This window comes from Acinetobacter sp. TR3, from assembly GCF_027105055.1.
Classification (GTDB): domain Bacteria; phylum Pseudomonadota; class Gammaproteobacteria; order Pseudomonadales; family Moraxellaceae; genus Acinetobacter.
On sequence record NZ_CP114264.1, the window covers coordinates 1,105,380 to 1,127,869 of the forward strand.

The window sequence follows — 22,490 nt, forward strand, 5'->3', positions numbered from 1 at the left end:
ATGTATAAGTATTTTAGTTCTTTAACACAAGAAAGTATCCAAAAAAATAAAGAAGCGACACTGAGTATATTGGGGATTTCGCATCCTGAACTACGTGATGTTTTAGGACAACAAATGTCCCAATTTGTGGGGGAAGATCAATCATTTTTATCTTCACCAGTGATTGAACAAATGTTCGCATGGGAAAAAGGTCAACCCACATTAGATGCTTTGGGTGGTGAATTACTTCATAAGAAAGTAATCGATGCTTTAGATCACTCAGAAAATGGCGCATATCGTTTTAATCGTAACTATCAACCTTATGTACATCAATTACAGAGCTGGAATGCTTTGTTAGAAGATAAAAAATCGATTGTTGTGACTTCAGGAACGGGTTCAGGTAAGACGGAATGTTTTATGGTGCCCATTCTAAATGACTTGTATGAAGAATTTATTCAAGCAGGGCAATCCTTAACTGGTGTGCATGCATTATTTTTATACCCACTCAATGCACTGATTAATTCACAACAAGAACGTTTAGATGCTTGGATGCGGCATTTTCTACCATCTAATGCTATTCGTTATTGTTTATATAATGGTAATACGCCAGAGCATAAATCCCAGAAAACTGGAGAACAAACTCTTCATCCGAATCAAGTATTCACACGTGAAGAACTAAGAACAAATCCGGCTCCTATTTTGGTGACAAATGGCACCATGTTGGAATATATGATGGTGCGCCAAATTGATGCACCTATTTTGCAAAAATCTCAAGGAAAATTGCGTTGGATTGTATTAGATGAAGCACATAGTTATATGGGCTCACAAGCTGCAGAACTTGCGATGCAGTTACGTCGGGTTCTGCATGCTTTTGGTGTGGAAGCAAAAGACGTTCGTTTTGTAGCGACCTCTGCAACTATTGCAGGTGCAGATGCAGAAGAAAAGCTTAAACAATTTTTATCTGAAATCTCAGGTCAAAGCACAGAGAATATTTTGGTGATTGGTGGTCAGCGCGAAGTCCCTGTATTACCTGTGGTTGAAAATCATCAGCAATCTTTTGATGAGTTAGTAGCAATTGATGCTCAACAAGAGATATCTTATGAGCGTTATCAACGATTAGCAGGGCATCCAATTGCATGTGTTTTAAGAGAAAGTATTTGCTCGCAACGTGCTTTAACCTTAGAGGATTTATTTAAAATTACCCGAGAAAAGGGTTTCCAACTTTCTCAACATGAAATTTTGGAATGGTTAGATCTATTAACCTATACAAAACCATCTGATGAAGAACAAGCTTTTCTTAAGATTCGTGTCAATTATTATCAGCGTGTAACTCATGGTCTATGGAGTTGTATAAATGACAAGTGTAATCAAAAAGACGACGATTTAAAAAATTGGAGCTTTGGCCAGGTCTATGCAACACATCAAGAAAATTGTGCGTGTGGAGCACCTGTATTGGAGTTAACGTTCTGTAAGAGTTGTAAGGAACCACATTTATTAGGTTTATTGGGTAGGGAAGATGTTCTTAAACAATGGACTGTTGAAGTCGAAGATGAATTTGCATTACTTATTGATAATGAAACAGAAGAGCAAGAAGAACGTGAATTTAAAAATGCGATAAAGAATCGTTTAGTGGTATTTTCTTCAAATGAAAATAAAGAGAAAAACTATCGTCGACAACAACTGAATCTAGATAATTTAAAACTTGGGCAAATTTCTAAAAATGCGTTAAATGTGCATTATTTTGAGCCTCATAACAGCGGTGATCCAGTTGAATGTAGTAATCCTGAGTGTGGTTCGAAGGGAACAAAATATGACTTACCATTCAGACGTGCGATCTTAGGTGCACCTTACTATATTACACAGACTGTTCCACATCTTTTACAATATTGTCCAGATATTGATCAGAATGAGATTGATGAAGCAAGCAAAAATTTTAGTGATCCGGAATTTATCGAAGGTGAATTCAAAGAGCTCAAAGACTGCACACCATGGGACATGCCAGCGAAGGGTAAGCGCTTAATTACCTTTACAGATAGTCGTCAAGGTACTGCACGTTTATCCGTAAAAATGCAACAAGAAGCAGAACGTTCGCGCTTACGTGGTGCGGTGGTTAAGATACTAATTGAACATACGAAAAAAGCGCCACAACAAACAGTAAATCCTGCTGAGGCAACATTCCGTCAATTATTAATTCAAGCGGAAAAAGATGGTGACATAAAATTAATTAACATTTGTAAGGAGCAATTAGAAGGTTTCGCTGTTAGCAATAATGCATTGGAAATTCCTGAAATGACTTGGGACGAACTGTGTAAGCTAATCGCCAAAGACTTTGATTTTAGAACAGGTATTTTGCTCGCGAATCGTCATATTGCGGGTGAGGTTTTTGACGATGCAGGACCGCTTAAGCTTGCACAAATGCTACTAACACGTGAGTTTTCACGTCGACCTAAAAATGCTAATAGCTTAGAAACTTTGGGGTTAGTAAAAGTTAATTACCAAGGATTAAAAGACTTAAGTGATCTACCTAACTATTGGAAAGAGCAAAAATTAAGTATTCAAGATTGGCAGGATTTTATTAAAGTTGTTTTAGATTACTATATTCGTGAAAATACAGTGATAGATCTTGCTGAAGAATGGAAACAATGGATGGGAGGGCCTGTACGCCCTAAGCATGTTGTAACTCATGAAGATCGAGACAAGTTTAAACAGCGAGATGATGGTTCGAAAAATAATAGTATTTTGGCATGGCCAATGGCATCAGTGTCTAAAAATCACCGTCTAGTCAAACTTTTAGTGTTAGGTGCAAAATTAGATCTAAGCTTGCAAGCACATCGAAATATAGCCGATGATTGGTTAAAAAAAGCATGGCAAGTATTAAAAGATGAATTTCTAGTAAAAGATGGAAATTCAAAATATCATCTTAGAAAGGAAAAACTAACCTTTAGTTTACTGGATAAAGTCTTTTTATGCCCAATTACGCATCGTTTAATAGACACTACTTTTAAAGGATTTACTCCGTATTTACCGATAAGTTTGCCACAAAATACTGATAAATATAAAACCGAAGAAATGGCTTTTCCAAAGCTTTGGAATATTAATACTGCAGATTTAACAGAACTTCATCAAGATTCAGCAGTGCAAAAGCTAAGGTCATTAAATTTATGGACAGACTTGTCGGATAATGCAGTATTGGGAGGATTCTTCTATCGTACAGCGGAGCATTCTGCGCAGCAGTCGGCAAATTTACTCAAGCAGTACGAAACTTACTTTAAGGCAGGTAAGGTTAATGTCTTAAATTGTTCGACGACCATGGAAATGGGGGTTGATATTGGAGGGATATCAACAGTGGTTATGAACAATGTTCCTCCACATCCTGCCAATTATTTACAACGTACAGGGCGAGCAGGACGTGGTAGTCAATCACGTGCTATTTCTTATACTATTTGTAAAAATAATCCACACGATCAGCAAGTGTTTAAGCAACCATTATGGGCTTATAACACAGCAATTCAGGCACCTCATGTGAGCTTTAATTCACAACGGTTGATTCAGAGACATATCAATGCACAGTTACTTGCCATATTTTTAATCAAAGAAATAGGGGAGACTGATATTGATCGACCTAAACTAGATTTGAAATGGTTTTATCTTAAACAAGATGGTCAATCTGATTCAATTTGCGACACCTTTGAAAAATGGTTAGTGGGCAAAGCAGTAAAAGATTATCAACTAGTATTAGAATTTTTGAAAAAAGGCACAGCATTAAAAGATATTGATAATGCAGAAATCATAGATGCTTGTGTGACAAAAATCCGAGAACTGAAGATAGAATGGTTGGAAGAATATGTCATCGTTGAAAGAGAGTATCAACAAGAACTAGCTACGAATCCTAATAGCAGTTATCTCTATCGATTAACATGCGAAAAATACCGTTTAACCCAAGCTTATTTATTATCTGAGCTAGCAATGCGTAACTTTTTACCAAGTTATGGTTTCCCAACAGATGTGATTACCTTTGATAATACGAATAAGCTAGAGAAAGATCGTTGGGATAAGCTTTCAAAGAGCAGAAAAACAAAGGATTTGGAAAGTCGTCTTGATCGCGAGGATAATTTATCGCGAGTAAAAGGCTTACCAAGCCGCAATATTGCTATTGCTATACGTGAATATGCACCAGGTGCAGAAGTCATCGTTGATGGTCGTGTCTATACATCGAGAGGGATATCACTTGCATGGCAAAATATTCATAATGAACATGACAAGAAACCACAGAAATTTGATTATGCTTGGATGTGTCATCACTGTGGTCAAACAGGGCTAACATCGGGTGTTTTGTCGAATGAAGAGCAGTTGATATGTACAAATATTGAATGTGGCGAAATTATTAAAGATGTTAAAAAGGTATTACGTCCGAATGGGTTTAGTGTCGATTTTTATGATAAACCTAATAATGATGTTACTATGCAAAAATATATTCCTGTTCAGATACCTTGGGTAGGTCTTTCAGAAACGGCTTTAAGTTGGTCATTGCCACATGCTAATTTGGGATATTTTAATGTAGATCCAAATGGGCATGTATTTCAATATAGTTCAGGTTTGAACGGCACAGGGTTTGCCATTTGTATGCAGTGTGGTCGAGCCGATTCTATGGAAGAAAGTTATGATGGTGAAGTGAAGTTCCCAATTACCTTAACTCCAGATCGTCCACATAAGGCACTTAAAGCGCAAAAAGATGGTGATAAATTTAAGCGACCAGATTGCGGTGGTTCAAGCGTTGTTAAATCTAATATTCATTTAGGTTGCCAAATTAAAACCGATGTATTGGAAATTGTTTTAAAACATCCGAATCGTAATGAATACATTTTAAAATCTGAAGAAGGTACAATCATTGCGACCACATTGGTTGTGGCTTTACGTCAGGCAATAGCGACTAAATTGGGTATTGCAGCTGATGAATTGGGTTATGGAATAAAAGTTAAGAAAATTGATGATAAAGCAGTTTTAGTTTTACAAATTTTTGATGATCTAAGTGGCGGTGCAGGTTTTTCGACTACAGCGGCCAATTATATTACTGAGGTTTTAAGATTACTCATAGAAAAACTGCACTGTGTAGATGATAGTTGTAATTCAGTTTGTGGCAAATGCTTGCTTGATAATCAAACGAGACATGACATTGAAAACTTAGATCGTACTTTGGCATTGGCATGGTTAGGAGATGATTTTTTAACTTACTTAGATTCTCCAATTGCTAATACAGATTTTATCGCGGGTACTCCATTTTCGATCATTGAGCAATATGTAAATCATGGTGCAACACAAATTACATTCAACCTCACTGGTAATAGTGAAGATTGGGATGTTTTGTGTACTGCAATCAGAAAAAAACTATTTAAATTTTTGAATAGTAATATAAAGCTAGTGGGGGTGGTCTCATTAGATATGAGTTTGACACCACAAATACAGCAAGAAATGTTGGCGTTGGAAAAAATGGGTATTTCATTTACGGTGAATAGCAATATTACCCCTGAATATTTGTATGTTCAGATAGTCAGTCAGGAGAAAGTAATCACCTTATACAATCAGTCGACAGAAGTAAGTTGTTTTAATGAGTTCTGGTTGGAGGGTCAAAGCCCAAGCTATAAATCAATTACTTCCCCAGAGTTGCAATTACAAAAATTTAGTTTTGATTTTAAAGCTATTGAATCTTATGAAAATGAGTTTCAACAAATCAAAGTTGGTAAAGATTTTGATGGTGAATCAGTAAATGATTTTGCTGAAAAATTTTGGGCTAAAGTTTTACCAATATCTAAGCTACACGATTTGGTGAATGATGAGGTTATAGAAATAGAATATTCAGATCGATATTTGCAATCCCCAGCAAATATTATTCTGATAACCAGTTTGTTAAAAGGAATAAAGAAATTATTAGCTATTCGCCCTCGATTAACGATAACAACTTGTTTTAGAAACAAACAAATACAAGATGAAAAATTATATTCAGATTTTAGCAAGCGTGAAGTATTTGATAGTTTTTTTATAAATTATTTTGAAGATCAGTTATCTCAGAAGCTGAATTTGCAGATACCCGACTCAAAAATTGATCATGCGAGATTTTTACTTTTTAGATTGAAATCTGGGAAGAAAATTGAGCTTCGATTAGATCAAGGAGTTGGATTTTGGCAGATAAAATACATTGAGTGGCCAAAAGTGAAAGAAGACAGAGATTTTCCATTTAATGAAAGTTTCCAAAAACAATTGTTGTGGGTAAAACGGCAAGAGACGAATCTATGTGTAAGAAGTGAAGAGAATTTTAAGACTGATTTATATATCACTAAATCTTAAAGTGCATATAAATAGAGTCATTATAGATTGCTAAGAGTATTCATAAGCCTGTACTTTTTACTAATGCTGAAAAGGAAGTTTCAGCATTAGTAAAGGAAGCTCATGAAGCCTTGGAAATCTTTAAAGAGTTAGGAAAAATTTACCATCGATGTTATGAGTTTATTTCTTAGATTGTTGCCTGTGGTGATAAAACCTTGAGTATCTAAGTGAACTTACACTGTATTGTTCTAGATGCTACGTGAGCAAGATGTCAGAGAACACTGGTATGATACTCAAATTCACAATAATCCACGTGAACAAGCGCTGTTAGGTGAATTTGATACAGCACTTGAGACGCTGTCCTGGCATAGCAATGCCGCATATGGAGCAAATGACACAGCTTATGAGCAATTCAACAAAGCCAGGCTGAAAGAGAAGCGAGTAAGCCTGTGAATAAGATGCGTAAAAAGAAAGAAGTTTGATTTTTAAAATGTAATCATTCGTGGGTACGTTTTTTGTTGAATGTTCAACTATTAGGAGAAAAAAATGAAAATCATAGGGTTAGATCGAAAAACAAGAGACTACTTAGAGAGTTTAAATATTGATTTAACTTATAATGAAGAGCGATTCATAGCAATAAACGCATTAATAAAAGCCAATATTGCATTTAAAACCAAACTTGAAAACTTTAAGCAATTTATTGACTGTTTAAGTGCAGATCGTTGTTTTTCTCTATGGATATGGGAAACGGAAGAACTGCTTGCTCAGTCTGAAGAAACGCTTCGCCATTTTTCACAAGACTATATTTCTGAAGATTCTCTAATTGAAACACATTATAAACTCGCAGAAAAAATGTGTGAGTTAACAGAGCGTGTTTACGAAGGACATTGGGAATATGGGGTTTCAAGTGCTGTAGATCGGCAATTTGATGATCTTACCGAATTATGTAGACGTATTTGGTCAAAAGAAAATAAAGCTTGGGTTAAATTGGCTAAGGCATGGAAAAGTTGTAACTCAAGGGTAATATGATTTGGCTAGCGATCAAAACAATTGCCCATTTCATTATTCTAATGACTGCCGCTGCTTAATTATGTGTAATTAATTTACCCTTTAATTAGCTTATAGATCATCGTTCACAAATAACGATGATCTATAAAAAGAAAATAAGGTTTAAAAAATTCTGTTGGTCACATCAGTTCAGAAAATAATAAAGCCTCTTCCTTTCTAAAATTTTCAATCGCTTGATCGAGTTGATTAAACTGCTGTTCATTGAGTGTGAGATATTGAATATTTTGATTGGTATTAATTCTTTCCCAAACATTTGGCTGCATGTTTAAGCGATGCTGGTGATCTAGCTTCAAACGTACAGTTGTTCCAGTGTTTAAAGGCAATTCAATATGTGTATCATCCGCTTTCCACACGTGTTCAATATCTTCTACAGAAAATACCGTTAAATCTTCTAAGAATGGAACAAAGCTGCGTGGAAAATAAATATTGGTCGGTGAGTCTTTAAATAAAGGGCCAATTTGATTTAGGCTGAAATTGGCAAACCCACAGCCAATCTCAGTGAGATAGAACTCAAGATGAGGATTGCTTTTGGCATATTGCTTAAAGTTATTGATATAGTTTTGGATAAGATTTAAATCCAAGACTTCCCCATTTTTAGCAATGGTTGGAATGCCATAAGACTGGCCTTGTCTTCCTTCACCTTGACCTAGTTTTGCACCAAAATGATGTAGAGCCGTTTGTGCATATCCAGAGTAATGCTTACCTAACTCATGACAGCCAAATACTAAGATTTGATCTTCGGAAAAGTTATAATCTTTAATTTCTTGATAATATTGATAAATCATAAAAGGTCCATTTGGAAAACGTTTCGTTGAAGAATGCATGTATATGTATGACTCAAACTCAATTTAGATTTGAAAAGTACATAAATATCTAGCTAATAAGTGAAGTAAAGTGTTTAAAAGATTTGTTTAATTTTCTATTAAATGCTAACACAGAATAATTTCAATTGAAGGGCTGTAGGTTCAATAAAAAATAGTTGGACGACAACTAATGTCGTAAAGATGCTCGATAGGTTTGCTAATTGAATATATAAGCCGTAGAGTAAGTTATGAAATTAATCCTTATAAACCAAATAACTATAATTCGCTTATCGTGAGGAAAAAAATATGTGTGTACATCAAACTGAAAAAACAGTTCAGGATTTAGATATTATCAATCAACTGATATTGGGCGATACTTCTAATGAAAAATCAGGAATCTATATCCTTCCAGTCTTCACCCGTAAAGTCGAAATCGCAGCTGCTTTATTTGGCTTAAAATATACGTTTGAACAGCTGAGTCTGCATTATTCAAATGCTAATGAAAAAGAAAATGGACAATTGTTTTTTTGGGTGAAACAACCCAAGAATTGTGAAGATTCAGTCTTTAATCAAAATATTCTAAAAATTTGTCACTACTTTCAAATCACATCGAAATGTCTACTCAGCATTCAAGATGAGGGCGCCAATATTAGACTTTACGTCAACAAAGAACCTTCACAAACAACCGTTAAAGTGAAAGATGCTGCAGAATGGTTAATGACTTTATTCTGGGATAAATTTCAAAATGAATCTCTAGAAACATTTGTTATCACTCCGGCAAATGAATATGTAGCCGTAGCTGAACCACAAACCAATATGGGCAGAATGGCAAGGAAGTTGAAATCTGATCAGCTTGTAAAAGAATTAGATTTAACCCAGATAAATTTGCCTAATGAGACGACATAAATTGACGTAATAGCTATGATTGAACTTTATTTATTTGCTGTAATTGATTAATATAATTGAATAAAATTTGATTAAATATAAAGGGAATATCATATCGCTACTTTAGAAAAAGCAATTTCCTTCGCAACTGAACGGCATTTGGGGCAAATAGATAAAGCAGGGCAACCCTACATCCATCACCCCTTGCGTGTCATGCAAAATGCACAACATCCTGATGCCAAAATTGTCGCTGTTCTGCATGATATTTTGGAAGATACAGCAACATCGGTAAATGATTTAAGATCACTAGGGTTTGATGAAAATATTATTCATGCAGTTTTAGCCGTCACAAAACAAGATGGTGAAAGTCGTTTTCAGGCAGTGCAAAGAACAGTAAAAAATCCGATTGCTTGCGAAGTTAAACTTGCAGATTTACGTGACAATATGGATTTATCGCGCCTGCCCAAAATATCTGCCAAAGATTTGATTCGCTATAAACAATATCAAAAGGTTCAGAAAATACTAAAAGAGGCTTATGCAATTCATCAGCATATAAATACTTTAGATCTGGATTCTGAATATCCAGAGTTTGAATACGGCAGTATGCAGTTTAATTTTCAATATCTACTGAATGTTCTATTTGATCAATTACATCCAATGGGTGGAAACCAAATTGGTATTGCTCAGGAATGGTGGATTTTATTCGAAGATGCAAGTGAGTATTTTGCCTACTGTAAGCGTAAAAAATTAAAACCTTTTCTAAAACATTTTATTCAATTATTTAATTCGACTGATCGTGATTTTTTTGGCAGTTCATTCCAAAAACCGGAAGATCAAGATATCTTGATGGAAATCTACAATAATGTTCTTGGTCATCATTTTAAGAAGGATATCGTATGATTTTGAAAGAGGACTTAATGATTGATGGATTGCACTACATACTCAAATTTGATCATTATAGTTTTTCCTTTTCTTTAAATAGACCACCCCGTGCCAGAGTCCAAATCAATTACCGTAAACATCCTGAATTAGCCCTATTTAGAGATGATCCCATATATGAAGATATCAACTTAAAGTTACCTGCCATGAAAGTTTTTAATGCGATTAGTCAGAGAGTTGAGGAGCTTATTTATAAGCATGATATTCATTATTGGTCTTTTAGTGCGACCTCAAATAAAAAAGCGAATGTCTACGAAAAACTTTTAAAGCGATGGATGACTCGGAACACCATGGCTTTTAAATATGATCGTGTGGGAAATGATTTTTATGTATATGTAGAGAACAATTTTAATGAGTAACATAGCCAAAATATAGAGAATTTGATGCTGATATTGATTAAAAATTCTTGAAGATCTAGAAAGTATAGATGTAGATGCACACAATCCAGATCTTTGGCAAAGCCATATAGTTTGGCATTTGGAGTATATTCAAAAACTTGGACAAGCATTTAAGCCTTTTATGAGCGAAGCTCATCAGGTTGAACCGTACCGGGATTGTCGGAGACTTTTTATTTAAGTTAGGCCACCTGTAATATAGAATTTAATTTTTGTATATCAGTATCTTGAATTTTAATATGATTGCAACTACTTCATCTAAGCTTTGTAAAAGAAATCAAAGGAATGCTTTGGTTTCTTTTATATTGAATAATACGTTAACCCACTTTAGAAATCTTAGTTGAAATTTTTGATAATTCAGACTTATATTTTTCTAATCTCATACCTCGTATTCCTCCCGCCACCCTCAAGTTTTGCAATACAGCCTTTTTCCAGTAAATCAGTAAGATGACGAGTTGCAGTGGCTCGGCTCACTTTAGCCACTTTCTGATACTGTGAAGCACTGATACCATGCTCAAAGCCATTCTCTCCACCATCAAGCAGTCGATTTAAAACCTTACGCTGTCCCTCATGTAAATCCACTTCTGAAAAATTCTGCCAAAATGTACTTTTTAAAAGTGTCCTTTCAATGCGCTTTAATGTCTGCTCAAGACTTTCATTGAGTGCCTGTAAAAACCAAAGCAACCAATCCGTAATATCAGAACTACCTTTTTGGGTAGCTTCAAGAATTTCATAATAGCTCTTACGCTTATTTAGGATGACAGGTGACATGGCATATAAACGGATACTCTGCTGATCCATCTGGGCTAAAGCCAAGTCAGTCAATGTACGGGTAATACGGCCATTACCATCATCAAAAGGGTGGAGTGTCACAAACCATAGGTGAGTAATTCCAGCACGAATTAATGGGTCAAGCAGGGTATTGGTTCTGCTGGTATTAAACCATTGAATAAACTCATCCACACGTTGTTCTAAACCATCTCGTGGTGGAGCTTCAAAATGCACAGTAGGGTAATCCATACGCCCAGAGACAACCTGCATAGGTTCGTGTCCACGTAATTGCCCAATTCGAATACGTTGCATCGTCCAGTCAGTTTCATTAAATAGCCATTGGTGCCACTGAAATAATCTTTCAGTTGATAGGTCTTGTTCAAAGTTATTTAAGGCATCTAGCATGATATTGGCTAGACCATCTGAACGTTCTGAGCTTGGATAGGGGTGCTCCAGCGAGACACCTAGACGTTTTGCGAGAGATGAACGCAGCGAATAAACATTCAGAGTTTCATTTTCAATCGCTGAAGATGAAACAAGATTAGCAATCAGATTGTCTAGGGTCAGGTGTTCTTTTTCAGGGTTATGCTGACTTTGCCCAAGCAATATGCCGATTTTTTGATGAATGTGTCTGGTGAGTGGAAGGATATTTTCATCTTTCCATGTAAAGGATGTCCAGTTAGGCTGTTTCCAAATCCAGTCATCATACATATTTGGCTATTTCCCTAAATAGTGAAGAATAGGAGTGAGCAGATTGTAGTGTATATTTGACTCATTAAATGAGTCAAATAAATTTATGATTCAGCTCATTCAATTATTAAATCTGATTGCTTATTTGATGGGCGTAAAAAATGGTGGTGAAAGTTGCGGTGTAGGCTGTTTTAATGATTTTGAAAAAGTGTAGGTTGTTGTGTAGGTTTTAAGATTTTGTTAAAAAATTATTTTATAAATCAATACACAGGTATTTCTGCATCATTGGTGTGTGAGAAGATAAGTCAGCCATGATTTCAGCGCTGTTCATGCGTATTAAGTCCTTAAATTTTTAAATAAATTAAAATATAGAAAGTCTAATTGTCTAACTGATAGGGAGTCAACAGGATCTCATCTAGGAAAAAGTATCGCTTTTATATCTAAGAATTGAGCCAATAGTGAGTGAAATCTTATTTTAAACCTAGAACAGCAGTTTTAATAAAGAAAAATGAAATTTAAAAAATGTCATAGTTTGTTATTTGGTGGTGTTTCAAAAAGTATGCTGAAACAAAGCAGGTTGAATTTTGATAAAATAGAGAAATGCGAATAACTCTAGAAATCAAATGTCCAACCTGCCTCAGTGACAGTATAAAGAAAAATGGCATCAAAGTAGATGGGAAACAAAACTATCAGTGCAAAGACTGTAAACGTCAGTTTATTGGTGACCATGCTCTGAGCTATCTAGGATGTAATTCAGGCATTACTCGAAAAATATTACAGTTGATGGTCAGAGGTAGTGGTATACGAGATATCGCTGAAGTTGAGCGAATCAGTATCGGTAAAGTTTTACGTACTTTAACCGAATCGACCTACCAAATTCAGCCTAAACAAAGTCATTATGAGTCTCTTGAAGTTGATGAGTTTTGGACTTTTGTGGGAAATAAAAATAATAAACAATGGCTTATTTACGCCTACCATCGAGAAACAGGTGAGATTGTTGCTTATGTTTGGGGTAAAAGAGACTTAGCTACAGTTCAACGATTGAAGACAAAGCTTAAACAATTAGGTATTCACTACACCCGAATTGCAAGTGATCATTGGGACAGTTTCATAACTGCTTTTAAAAACTGCAAGCAAAGTATTGGTAAATTTTTTACTGTAGGTATTGAAGGTAATAATTGCAAAATAAGGCATCGAATTAGGCGCGGTTTTAGAAGGAGTTGTAATTTTTCAAAAAAGATTGAAAACCATTTTAAAGCTTTCGACTTAACCTTTTTTTACATCAATAATGGCTTCATTTAATGTCAGCATACTTTTTGAAACACCACCTGTTATTTGATAGAAATTAATGAGAGTACAATAATTGTTGACTAGCGTACTGGTCTTTAAAAAAGATAGCTGGTTCTCGTAATTTTAAAGGACAGCAGCATGAAACAAGAAGAACAGTATATGTTGATATCTTTGAAAAATTAGGAGATAGACGGGTAGGTATTATTGTAAGAAAAGATATTGTGGAACTTGTTAAAAGTATTGTTGATCATGGGGTGTAAGTTCAAGCTAGAAGAAATCTATTAGAATTGATCGCTACTTGAGACTATGCTATTGGTTTGGACAAATTTTCAGAAAATTTTTCTAATCCTATTTTATTGGCTAAATCTAGTTTAAAACAAACGCGTATAAAACTTAGTTCGTATAAGCGTAGCAGAGCAGAGTGCTTTTCAGATTCTTGGTTGAAACAATTGTTTTCTCAGTTGTCAGAATCATGTTTGTCTAACTATCATAAAAGTATATTAACGATTGTGCTATCTGGATTGAATCACAAATAATTCCCAAAAAGAGAGTTTTTTAAATCTCTTTTTTTATTTTGAAAATTAAATATTAACAACAAAAGAATAAGCTTTTTCATTTAGATTATTATCTATTAGAATTGCATCAAACGACATGTTTTCTAATAATGATTTGAGCTTATGATCCATTTTCAATGACTCTGAAGAAAGATTAATAAGAATAATTCGATTAACTGGATCGATTATAAATTCAATATTTTCAGGTTTTTTGTTGGTTAAAGCTAAGCGATTTTCATGAAGTAGTTCTGTAATTTGTTCATTAAGTTGATTAATTTTAATTTCTTCTTCACTTGATGAAGTGGCTTTAGAGACATGAATTAAAGAAGAATAACGCTCAAAATCCTTTGGTGTGTCAATAATTTCAACTTTGTAAAAACTGAATGAGTCAGTTTCTGATTTTAAAGAAGATAATTGGTTCTTTTCTAAGAAGTCAGTTTCCATCGGTTTGATATTTGACTGATAAAGATTTGATACGTCTTTTGCTTCTTTTATAGCTTTTTTTGCTCTATTTTGTGCATTCAAGAGCGGGTCATAAGTATGCTCAATTTTTGATGAATTTACATGCTCATCGATACTAAAGAACTCTGGTACTTGATTTTCTGTTGGTGTATTTGCTGGTGCTGTACTATCAAATATTGTTTCACTGATTGGTTGAGGTTGAGGTTGATCGATTGTTGCTGTTGTTTGGGAATCTTTTGAAGACAAAAACATTGCATCTTTATGATTTATACTTGATGCCGAAATTAACGTAATCTTTATATTTGAAGTTATATGATCGTTTTTTTCAACTGTAAAATTTAAAATTACGATTACAATAAAAACATGCATGATAATGCTAAAGAGAAATGCGCTCTGTGAAACATTGAGTTTATTTTGAGACAACATATTTTTCTCCTCAGCATTTATCGCTCAGGTTAGAATAAATAGCGGAAGGTCATTCTGAGGTTTCTTCCCTCAGTAGGATGGATATGTCTATCATAAATTCCTTCACGTTCTGAAGAGTTAGGTGAGCATGAAGGCTCACTGAGATCTTGACGAGTGCATGATGCATAGTAGTATTCGATATCATTCGTTTTTTGATCGAATACATTAAAGAGTTCAACTTGTGCTAGAAAGTTTTTATTAAATTGATAGCTGCCTTGTAAGTTAACTAAAGTTGATGAATCGGAACGAACTGAGTTATCCTCAATCAAAGGGCGAGAACCAAAGTAACGTAAACGTCCTCCAAAATTAATTTGGTCATTCAGTTTATAAGTAAATCCAGCAGCTATAGTCTTTTCTATTGCCCCAGGAATATGATTTCCTTCCGAATTTTCATTTTTAAATCTTGCTTTTGACCAAGCCAGATCTAGATCGATAATCCAAGCATCAGTTGGTTGATAGAATTGTGAAATTTCGATACCTTGTCTTTTACTTGGCCGACTTGCTTCTGTCGTACCAGCATCGCCGATGAATACCAGTTCTGAATCTGAATCAAGTTGCCATAAAGCTATTGTTGAGGTGAGCTCAGGTATAAGTTTTGCTCTTAATCCCAGTTCTGAATTTATTGTTCTTACCAGTGGAGAAACGGGGAGAGTTGGTTTTAAATAGTTACTATCACGAGAATCAATGTTTAGGTGCGTTGTAGTTCCTCTAGCATCATTGCTATGAAAGCCATATGCATAATTAATGTAATACTCAATATTCTCCCACGGACCTAAAATTATGCTCATTTTAGGGCTGAAAATATGATCAGTTTTATGACCACTATTTTCTTGTTTATCAGAATTTACATCAAAAGAATAAAAATCACCACGAACGCCTAAAATAGTTTTTAACCATGGTTGCCACGTGGTTTGATTTTGTCCCCATATTCCAATAGACCATTGATTAACATCATCATTTCTTATCGTGTTGAAACGCTGTCGATCTTGTGTCTGGTAAAGGCCTAAGTTGTTAATATAATCATACCTAAGAGATGATCCAAATGAGTTTAAAAGCTCTTTGCTTGACCATTCACTTAATGAACCTTTTTGAAATTTAAATCCAAGTGTCGTTCGTTCTTCAGCTTGTTCAAACTGGTCTCCATGGACTGGATCATTTAAAAAATAACTAAAGTCAGAAAATAGATTCAGTTTGTTATATACGGCATAAGTGGAGATTGTGGAGTATTTCGTTTTCTCATAATTTTTAGCATTATACCAAATAGCAGTCCGAGCAGACTTACCACCATCACTCTTGTTTAAGCTATCGAAGCGATTAAGTTCACCGCTTTCAATCAGCCGCTCTGGAATTTGATCAGTAGCATCCCATCGTGCTTGATAATGTTGAAAGCTGATGGATTGATTTTTATTATGGTCACCAGTGAAATATTTTAAGAATACATTTTGTTTTGAAAGATTTTCAGGGTTAACCCAAGGTCCGTCACTGTTGATATTCTCAACTGCACCGATTAATTCCCCGTCATTAAGAACTAAGTTTCCAACAGCTAAAAATCTAAGTAAATTATGATTACCTAACGTTATTTGTGCGTAAGGATTATCTAGAGAATGGATACTCGAAATTTTTGCTGTACCTGCTGATGCAAAATCACCATCATCAATCGATACTGCTCCTTTGTGATATTGAATTGATTCAATCAGTTCGGGGATTAGAAAATTTAAGTCTGTGTAACCTTGACCGTGGGCATGACTCACCATGTTAATGGGTTGTTCATCAAATGATGTTGCAAAGTCAGTTCCATGATCTAAGTTAAAACCTCTCAGAAAGTATTGATTTGCCTTACCACTACCACTGTGTTGGGTCACAACGACACCAGGGATCGTTTCTAAAACTTCTGCTGGACGTGATAAAGGTCGAGTTTCAATTTGTTCTTTCGATATTGTTCCTTGGGAGGAAGTAAATGCGACCCCAAAAGTGCTATCTAAATTTGATGATGCTGTTATTTTAATTATAGGAAGGGTTGTTGTAAGTTCACCTCCAGCATGAGTAAGTTGAGCTAAATAGAAATGACTACTTCCTATCAACAAGCAATACAAAATTCTTTTTTTCATTTTTATTCCATTAATTTTATAAATTTTCGTGATTTTCACAAACATGAAATTATTATTCATTTCATGTTTTTAGTTGTTTATCAACTTTAGATTTAGAGTTGCTTTAACATTTGTTTTAATCTTTGAATGTAGGTCGGATTTTGATAGCCAGTCTCATTACTCCAATTTAATAATTTTTCTGTGCTTTCACGATTTTTACTATCAAGTGCAAGGGCAGCATAGACCTCAAAATCATCATTTTCTCTTTGCATATTCCAATTTTTGGCAGCTATGCGTAAACCTTCATCATATTTTTTTGAAACCCACAGGAATTGAGCTTGCTCTCTGAGATGTATGTGATCCTTATGGTCGAGTAGATTTTGTACTCTTTGGGTGAGTTCATTTAGGTCTTTTTCTGCAAGGGGATCGTTTAGTTTCTGTTTGCTTAAAATAATTCTATACAACGCACCATCATGATAACGATATGGGGTCAGAATTTTGATTGCGTTTGAATATTCTTGTTGAGAAATATACCAATTGGATTTAGCAAGAGCATTGGGTAAATTATCTACATTAAGTAATGGAATAGATTGGCTCGCAAGAGTTGGATCATCAAATCTTGTCGCTATTTCCATCATAATATTACCTAACCATTGCTGATCATTTTTATTTAACCTTGTGGCCATTTGAAGAAGTTCATTTGTTCTAGGTTTTATTTCCGAAATATTTTTTGTCATTGCATCCACTTGCAGGACACAACCAGCTTTATAAAGTTTCACACTCTGTTGATCTAATTGATCACATAATTTAAGTGACTGATTAAATTGACCTTGTAATCTATATATATTTGCGAGTTGTAAAATTGCATCATAATTTTTAGGGTCTTTTTTTAATACGTCATTAAGTATTGTTTCTGCTCTGCTGAAATTATGATTTGCTTGAGCGAGTCGAGTTTCTAACAATTTATTCTCTGTGTCTGATGAATTGAAGCTCGATTTCATTAAGTTTTCAGCTTGTTCTAAAAACTCACCGTCGCCTTTTGAATAAGCTTTTTCAAGTAACACATTAACGATCTGATTTCTCAGCTCATCATTATGATTGTTCTTTAATATTAATGAATAATCTGGATGTTCTGAACTCGATGAAGACTCTTCATGGTGATGTTTGGGGTGAGCGAAAGCAGTACTTAAATACAGTGAAGCCATTATTGATAATGTTAGCTGACGAATTAACATTTAAAACTCCTATAAAGACTCTTAACAGAAGTTTGTTAAGAGTCTTAATCTTAAAATTTCACTGCAACGGGTTCTGATTTGTTATCTATAGTAGATTCTGAAATGTCAGTAATACTTTTAGGTTCAGACTGTTCGTAGTTACTTTGAGGTTGATTGGTTAATGACAACGTTTCTTTAAGAACGGGGTCATTTTGAGATTGATTGTTATTATTTGGTTTTGAATTATTGTCATTACCACCACAGCCACTTAATCCAATACCAACCATGAACAGCAAAATGAATTTTCTCATGGTGACTACTCCTAATTATTTGCTAGCTGTATTAAATGGAGAGCCTGCTACTGGAGTATTTAAGTATGGGAAAGCAGTACCAAATTGTTGTGGTGATTGTAGAGCCCCATCAGTAAAGCCTATTCCTCCTGCTTTAGCATCGCTCGCTTTACAACCAACAGCGGTATTGACACCATCTATTGTGCAGAGTAAGCCCATAGCAACTCTAAGCTCAATATCGACGACATCATCACCAGGTCTACGACCGTTCGGGAATCCTGCAGTATCTCCACCGATTACACCAAGACGATTTTGTTTATCTTTTGCTGCTGGAGTAATAGCAGTATTTAGACGCAACATTTCAGATGCTTTTACATTTTTAGGTTGGTTTAAGCCAGGAATACCTAAAAGAAATGCGTTAACTAAGTCAGTTCTTGGGAAGTTTGTTGGCGCAACTACGGCACCACCAGTTGCTTCCTTAAAAAGAACTTCTATTAATGTAGGTAGGGTTGGGTTAGTCACATAGTCAGCAAATTGCCCATCATTCACAGGTTTACTTGCATTAAATTTATCTTTATCTTTAAGACCAATGACGACTTCATTAACTAAAGGCATACCTAAACGTGAAACTTGAGTCCAAGCACCACCAACTTTACTTGCACTGGTAAGATTGCTTTCAGGATTAGGGTTTAATAATGTGGCTTGAGGTAAGCTTGCTGTTGTCCATCCTCCAATCACTGTATCATTTGAAGCAATTAAACAAGATTGTGGAACTTCTAAAGCAATTGTAGTGACGTTTTTATTTGCAATAGTATTCAAGCCTTGATCTTCAGCATTTACGCCTGAAGGTGCGAGTTGAGTAGCAGGAATCTTAATATTCACTAAATCGAATACTTCACCTAGGTTAACAGCAAAAGGATCTTGACGTTGACCTACAAAAACTTTACCAGAACCGCAATTTCCAAAGTTAATGTTTTGGACAAATGTATCTGCGTAGGCTGGATAGTTTGGAATTGATTTTGCGCCAACATTATCGAATGGCTTTTTAAAAGAGCCTAAAGTACTTCGATCACCTTTACGTCGGTCACCTTTAATCATGGTAACAGTATATGTTTCAGCGGTATTTTGAGCTGAACTACTATCATTTGTTATTTTACCAATGTTAGATAATGGTACAGAAACATTCTTGCCACCTACAGGAACTTGTAAGTCTTTTAATTCTTGATTGAATTTAAATTGGAAAGTAACGTCCTCTTGCCCATCTCCGTTGTTGTCAATGTGTATTTCATATAAGGCTTTAGGATCTAAAGCGAAATAATTAGGACCTCCATAAGCATCTTGTAAAGGCTGATAGTTTGCTAGTATGGTTACGAAATTACTTCGGCTCGGCTCATAACTTTTAAACATATAAAAATCTGTAGCGTCAACCTTGGGTGTTTTACTGATTGATGGTGCTTCGCGGTGGCTTGAAGCGAATGATGTCACACTAAAACTACTTAGCATAATTGCTAAAAGTAGGCGAGAGTCCATTTTGTATCTCCTTGACCATGCTGATCTTGGCTATATTTTTGAATAATAGTTATTCGTCTTATAATTTCCTTATATGAATTTAGATCAGTATAAGACTCTTAATATTTATACTGGGTCGATAGTGAAGTTTCTGTGAGCAAGTTTTAATTTAAAAAATTTTTTGTGCTGTAGTAGATAAGATTAAATAAGTAACATCTAAAAAGTAAACATGTATTTATTGCCAAAATATTTTGATATCTGATACACCCAATTTTGTATTTGATTAGCCGTCATTACTTTGCAATCACGCCAATGATACTTCATCTGTCACCATACCACATCTCAATGCGATTTAATTCAGGGCTATTGTAAGAACACTCGGCCTACCTGAACGATGACCTTCTTGAATAGATTCAAATTGGTAGAGTTGCCAATGGCGACGTTGTAACCGTATAGTTTCAGGTATTCGACTTTGAAGTTTAGCTACTTCTGCTACAGTTTTACCTTCGGATAGCCACAATATGGTTTGTGCGCGTTGTCTTTCTCGCCAATGTGCAGCGTGTTTGGTGAGATCAATAAGTTGTTTTTGTTCAACTGGGTAGAGAGGGATTGAAACGATACGTGGCATAGTTGAGCAGCAGCTAATCAAACATACCTTTTCGCATGGTTAGTTTGATTAATCAACTTAATGTATCTTCAACCATTTTTAATGGTTCGATTCACATTACTTTCAGCGATATGGTAATTTTCCGCCAATTCCAATTGAGTGTTGTAATTACGCAAGTAATTGAGTGTTAATAATTGATCCTCTGTAGCTAAAGTATGAGGATGCCCTGATTTCTTTTTGAGTAATTCTAGTTCTTATAAAACCTTTACCATTTCACCAAAAACTGGTCGAGTTACGCCAACCAAACGTTTGAATTCAGAATCTGAAAAACGGTTTAATTTTTGATATATCATAAAATCTATATTGAGGCAGTTTTTACTTTCATAAGAGGTTTAATGTAAAATTTTCTGAAATATTTTTAAATAATATTGTAACTGTATGGTTAGTTTAATATTAAAGAAATTTCTAACCAGTGCTTAATTTCAACCACTTAGTCGTCTAAAAAATAAAAATATAATAGTTATAAGTCTTGTTACAAGCTATTAGTCGACAATCGATAGAAAATTTCCCATAGTCCTATCAACAATATTTTGGGAAGAAGTATTATGGATAAGATTACGGTAATTATTAAAGATCAAGAAGAAAATGAATCGATTGTTGTGGCACAGCTCAATGATTTAGAAGACCAAGATATTCCTTTTTTTAAACGAGTTGAGCATATTGAAGTAGAAGGGAATATCATTTTTCCAAATATCGATTTACTTTTTGAAAGTGATATAGATGGAAAGATTTATAAGTTAGTTGCACCTGTGAATGATAAAAGATTTATCTGACCTCAATCTTCTATTTTCAATACGATAAAAAGACCCACTTATGAGATTCAAATAAGTGGGCTTTTATTTGAGGGCAACGAAAGTGATTTAAATCTTGAATGAAATCTAAAATAAAAATAATGAGCTTGTCGGTTTAAGGTGATCGTACAAGCCCTTGGCCATAGCAAACAGTTGTTGAAAACACTGTTATGTTATCTTAATGAATTGGGTTAAGCCCTTTAACAATGTCATTAAACTCAGAGCCATTGAGCCAAAAAGATTTTTTTAGAAAAAGGGTAGTCATAATACTTTCCGCTGCTTCACTATTTTGGTTTTCACAAAATAGTCCATAGCTCTCACCTAATACAGTGTTGTTCTCGATGAGACGAATAAAGAAAGCATGTTGTTCGTCAGCATAACCTAGAATAGCATCACGTCGATTGTTCATTTTTCATGTCTCCACATCAAAAATCTTTTGAGTAAAATCTACTGCTAACAGATCAAATATATTCTTGAATTAGATCAATGATTTAAGTTGCAAAAGTAAATTTATTTTTTAAGTCATTGATTTTAAATACTAATATTGGCTTATTTCACATCCGTGTATTAGTTAAACAAGCCAAAATTTGATCTATTAAATCCATTGTTATGCAAAATTAATTGTACGTCAACTTGAATTTGTAACTTTTTCAAGTTAAATTGTTTGTAAGTATTTTAAACTTGGGTAAGGAGAAGTTATGTCCAAAAAAAATGAATTTGAGCATGGTGGCGCCCGAAGTAATGCAGGACGTAAAGCACAATTCAGTGAGCCAACTAAAGTCATCCGTGTTCCCGAATCTCAAGTTGATTTCATCAAAAATTGGTTACTGAATAATGTCAAAACCGATACTCGTACAGATTTGATTGGTCAAATGAGAATCCAAAATGTGCAAGTAAAGAATGACCGAATTTATCATATTCCACTTGCAACGGAACGAGTTGCTGCGGGTTTTCCATCGCCTGCCCAAGATCATGTTGAGCAATCACTCGATTTAAATGAATTTTTAATTCGTAACGAAAACTCGACTTTCATCGTCAAAGCCAATTCACTGTCGATGTTGGACGCAGGGATTGATATTGATGATCCATTAGTGGTGGATCGTAGTCTTACAGCGAAGTCTGGGGATATAGTGATTGCTTTGATTGACAATGATTTTACTGTCAAACGTTTGATGATTGATCATCATTTCAGCCCACCAAAGGTATGGTTAAAAGCTGAAAATCCAGATTACCAAAATATTTATATCACAGACGGACAGGAGTTACAGATCTGGGGTGTGGTGACGTATAACTTGAAGCCAATGAGGTAA

16 protein-coding genes and 5 pseudogenes are annotated in these 22,490 nt (G+C 34.8%); 9 read left to right on the plus strand and 12 right to left on the minus strand.

The window, feature by feature from the left end:
- The 3 genes from O1449_RS05210 (at position 1) to O1449_RS05220 (ending at position 7,329) form a co-directional block, all read left to right on the plus strand.
- Positions 1-6,321 carry a DEAD/DEAH box helicase gene (locus O1449_RS05210; protein ID WP_269239371.1) on the plus strand — a complete coding sequence of 2,107 codons (6,321 nt, stop codon included), beginning with the start codon at positions 1-3 and terminating at the stop codon, positions 6,319-6,321.
- A gap of 231 nt (positions 6,322-6,552) precedes the next feature.
- On the plus strand, positions 6,553-6,753 hold the full coding sequence (locus O1449_RS05215; RefSeq protein WP_269239372.1) for a hypothetical protein: 201 nt from the start codon (positions 6,553-6,555) through the stop codon (positions 6,751-6,753).
- 93 nt (positions 6,754-6,846) lie between these two features.
- Positions 6,847-7,329, plus strand: coding sequence for a hypothetical protein (locus tag O1449_RS05220; RefSeq protein WP_269239373.1), 483 nt, complete (start codon positions 6,847-6,849; stop codon positions 7,327-7,329).
- Positions 7,330-7,487: 158 nt separating this feature from the next.
- Here O1449_RS05220 and O1449_RS05225 read toward each other — a convergent pair whose 3' ends face one another.
- Positions 7,488-8,192, minus strand: coding sequence for an A1S_2505 family phage non-structural protein (locus O1449_RS05225; RefSeq protein WP_269239374.1), 705 nt, complete (start codon positions 8,190-8,192; stop codon positions 7,488-7,490).
- Positions 8,193-8,477: 285 nt separating this feature from the next.
- Here O1449_RS05225 and O1449_RS05230 point away from each other — a divergent pair, with 285 nt between their 5' ends.
- The 3 genes and pseudogenes from O1449_RS05230 (at position 8,478) to O1449_RS05240 (ending at position 10,354) form a co-directional block, all read left to right on the plus strand.
- The gene (locus tag O1449_RS05230) at positions 8,478-9,077 is read left to right on the plus strand and encodes a hypothetical protein (RefSeq protein WP_269239375.1); all 600 of its coding nucleotides are present in this window, start codon (positions 8,478-8,480) and stop codon (positions 9,075-9,077) included.
- 93 nt (positions 9,078-9,170) lie between these two features.
- A pseudogene (locus tag O1449_RS05235) lies at positions 9,171-9,581 on the plus strand (guanosine-3',5'-bis(diphosphate) 3'-pyrophosphohydrolase); the annotation flags it as partial.
- A gap of 371 nt (positions 9,582-9,952) precedes the next feature.
- Complete coding sequence (locus O1449_RS05240) at positions 9,953-10,354, plus strand: hypothetical protein (protein ID WP_269239376.1); 402 nt, start codon at positions 9,953-9,955, stop codon at positions 10,352-10,354.
- A gap of 399 nt (positions 10,355-10,753) precedes the next feature.
- On the opposite strand, the gene O1449_RS05245 is transcribed toward O1449_RS05240, so the two are convergent.
- The gene (locus tag O1449_RS05245) at positions 10,754-11,872 is read right to left on the minus strand and encodes a Fic family protein (protein WP_269239377.1); all 1,119 of its coding nucleotides are present in this window, start codon (positions 11,870-11,872) and stop codon (positions 10,754-10,756) included.
- 247 nt (positions 11,873-12,119) lie between these two features.
- Positions 12,120-12,182: pseudogene (locus O1449_RS16320) on the minus strand (hypothetical protein); the annotation flags it as partial.
- Between the two features lie 269 nt (positions 12,183-12,451).
- Here O1449_RS16320 and O1449_RS05250 point away from each other — a divergent pair.
- Positions 12,452-13,153, plus strand: coding sequence for an IS1-like element ISPa14 family transposase (locus O1449_RS05250; RefSeq protein WP_001223318.1), 702 nt, complete (start codon positions 12,452-12,454; stop codon positions 13,151-13,153).
- A gap of 569 nt (positions 13,154-13,722) precedes the next feature.
- On the opposite strand, the gene O1449_RS05255 is transcribed toward O1449_RS05250, so the two are convergent.
- The 8 genes and pseudogenes from O1449_RS05255 to O1449_RS05285 all read right to left on the minus strand — a co-directional run.
- Entirely contained in the window at positions 13,723-14,583 is an 861-nt protein-coding gene (locus tag O1449_RS05255) for a hypothetical protein (protein WP_269239378.1), read from the minus strand.
- 29 nt (positions 14,584-14,612) lie between these two features.
- Positions 14,613-16,730, minus strand: coding sequence for a TonB-dependent receptor (locus tag O1449_RS05260; RefSeq protein ID WP_269239379.1), 2,118 nt, complete (start codon positions 16,728-16,730; stop codon positions 14,613-14,615).
- Positions 16,731-16,822: 92 nt separating this feature from the next.
- Complete coding sequence (locus O1449_RS05265) at positions 16,823-17,944, minus strand: tetratricopeptide repeat protein (protein WP_269239380.1); 1,122 nt, start codon at positions 17,942-17,944, stop codon at positions 16,823-16,825.
- Between the two features lie 50 nt (positions 17,945-17,994).
- The gene (locus tag O1449_RS05270; protein WP_269228320.1) at positions 17,995-18,234 is read right to left on the minus strand and encodes a hypothetical protein; all 240 of its coding nucleotides are present in this window, start codon (positions 18,232-18,234) and stop codon (positions 17,995-17,997) included.
- A 15-nt stretch (positions 18,235-18,249) separates the two neighbouring features.
- Entirely contained in the window at positions 18,250-19,743 is a 1,494-nt protein-coding gene (locus O1449_RS05275) for a DUF4331 domain-containing protein (RefSeq protein ID WP_269239381.1), read from the minus strand.
- Between the two features lie 195 nt (positions 19,744-19,938).
- Positions 19,939-20,087: pseudogene (locus O1449_RS16325) on the minus strand (transposase); the annotation flags it as partial.
- Between the two features lie 2 nt (positions 20,088-20,089).
- Positions 20,090-20,350: pseudogene (locus tag O1449_RS05280) on the minus strand (hypothetical protein); the annotation flags it as partial.
- A gap of 77 nt (positions 20,351-20,427) precedes the next feature.
- Positions 20,428-20,682 (minus strand): annotated as a pseudogene (locus tag O1449_RS05285) (IS5-like element ISAba27 family transposase); the annotation flags it as partial.
- A 252-nt stretch (positions 20,683-20,934) separates the two neighbouring features.
- Here O1449_RS05285 and O1449_RS05290 point away from each other — a divergent pair.
- On the plus strand, positions 20,935-21,162 hold the full coding sequence (locus O1449_RS05290; RefSeq protein ID WP_004662973.1) for a hypothetical protein: 228 nt from the start codon (positions 20,935-20,937) through the stop codon (positions 21,160-21,162).
- A gap of 196 nt (positions 21,163-21,358) precedes the next feature.
- On the opposite strand, the gene O1449_RS05295 is transcribed toward O1449_RS05290, so the two are convergent.
- Positions 21,359-21,589 (minus strand): hypothetical protein, encoded by a 231-nt coding sequence (locus tag O1449_RS05295; protein ID WP_167249095.1) that lies wholly within the window; start codon positions 21,587-21,589, stop codon positions 21,359-21,361.
- Between the two features lie 289 nt (positions 21,590-21,878).
- Between O1449_RS05295 and O1449_RS05300 the strand changes: the two genes are divergently transcribed.
- Positions 21,879-22,490, plus strand: coding sequence for a LexA family protein (locus O1449_RS05300; protein WP_269228317.1), 612 nt, complete (start codon positions 21,879-21,881; stop codon positions 22,488-22,490).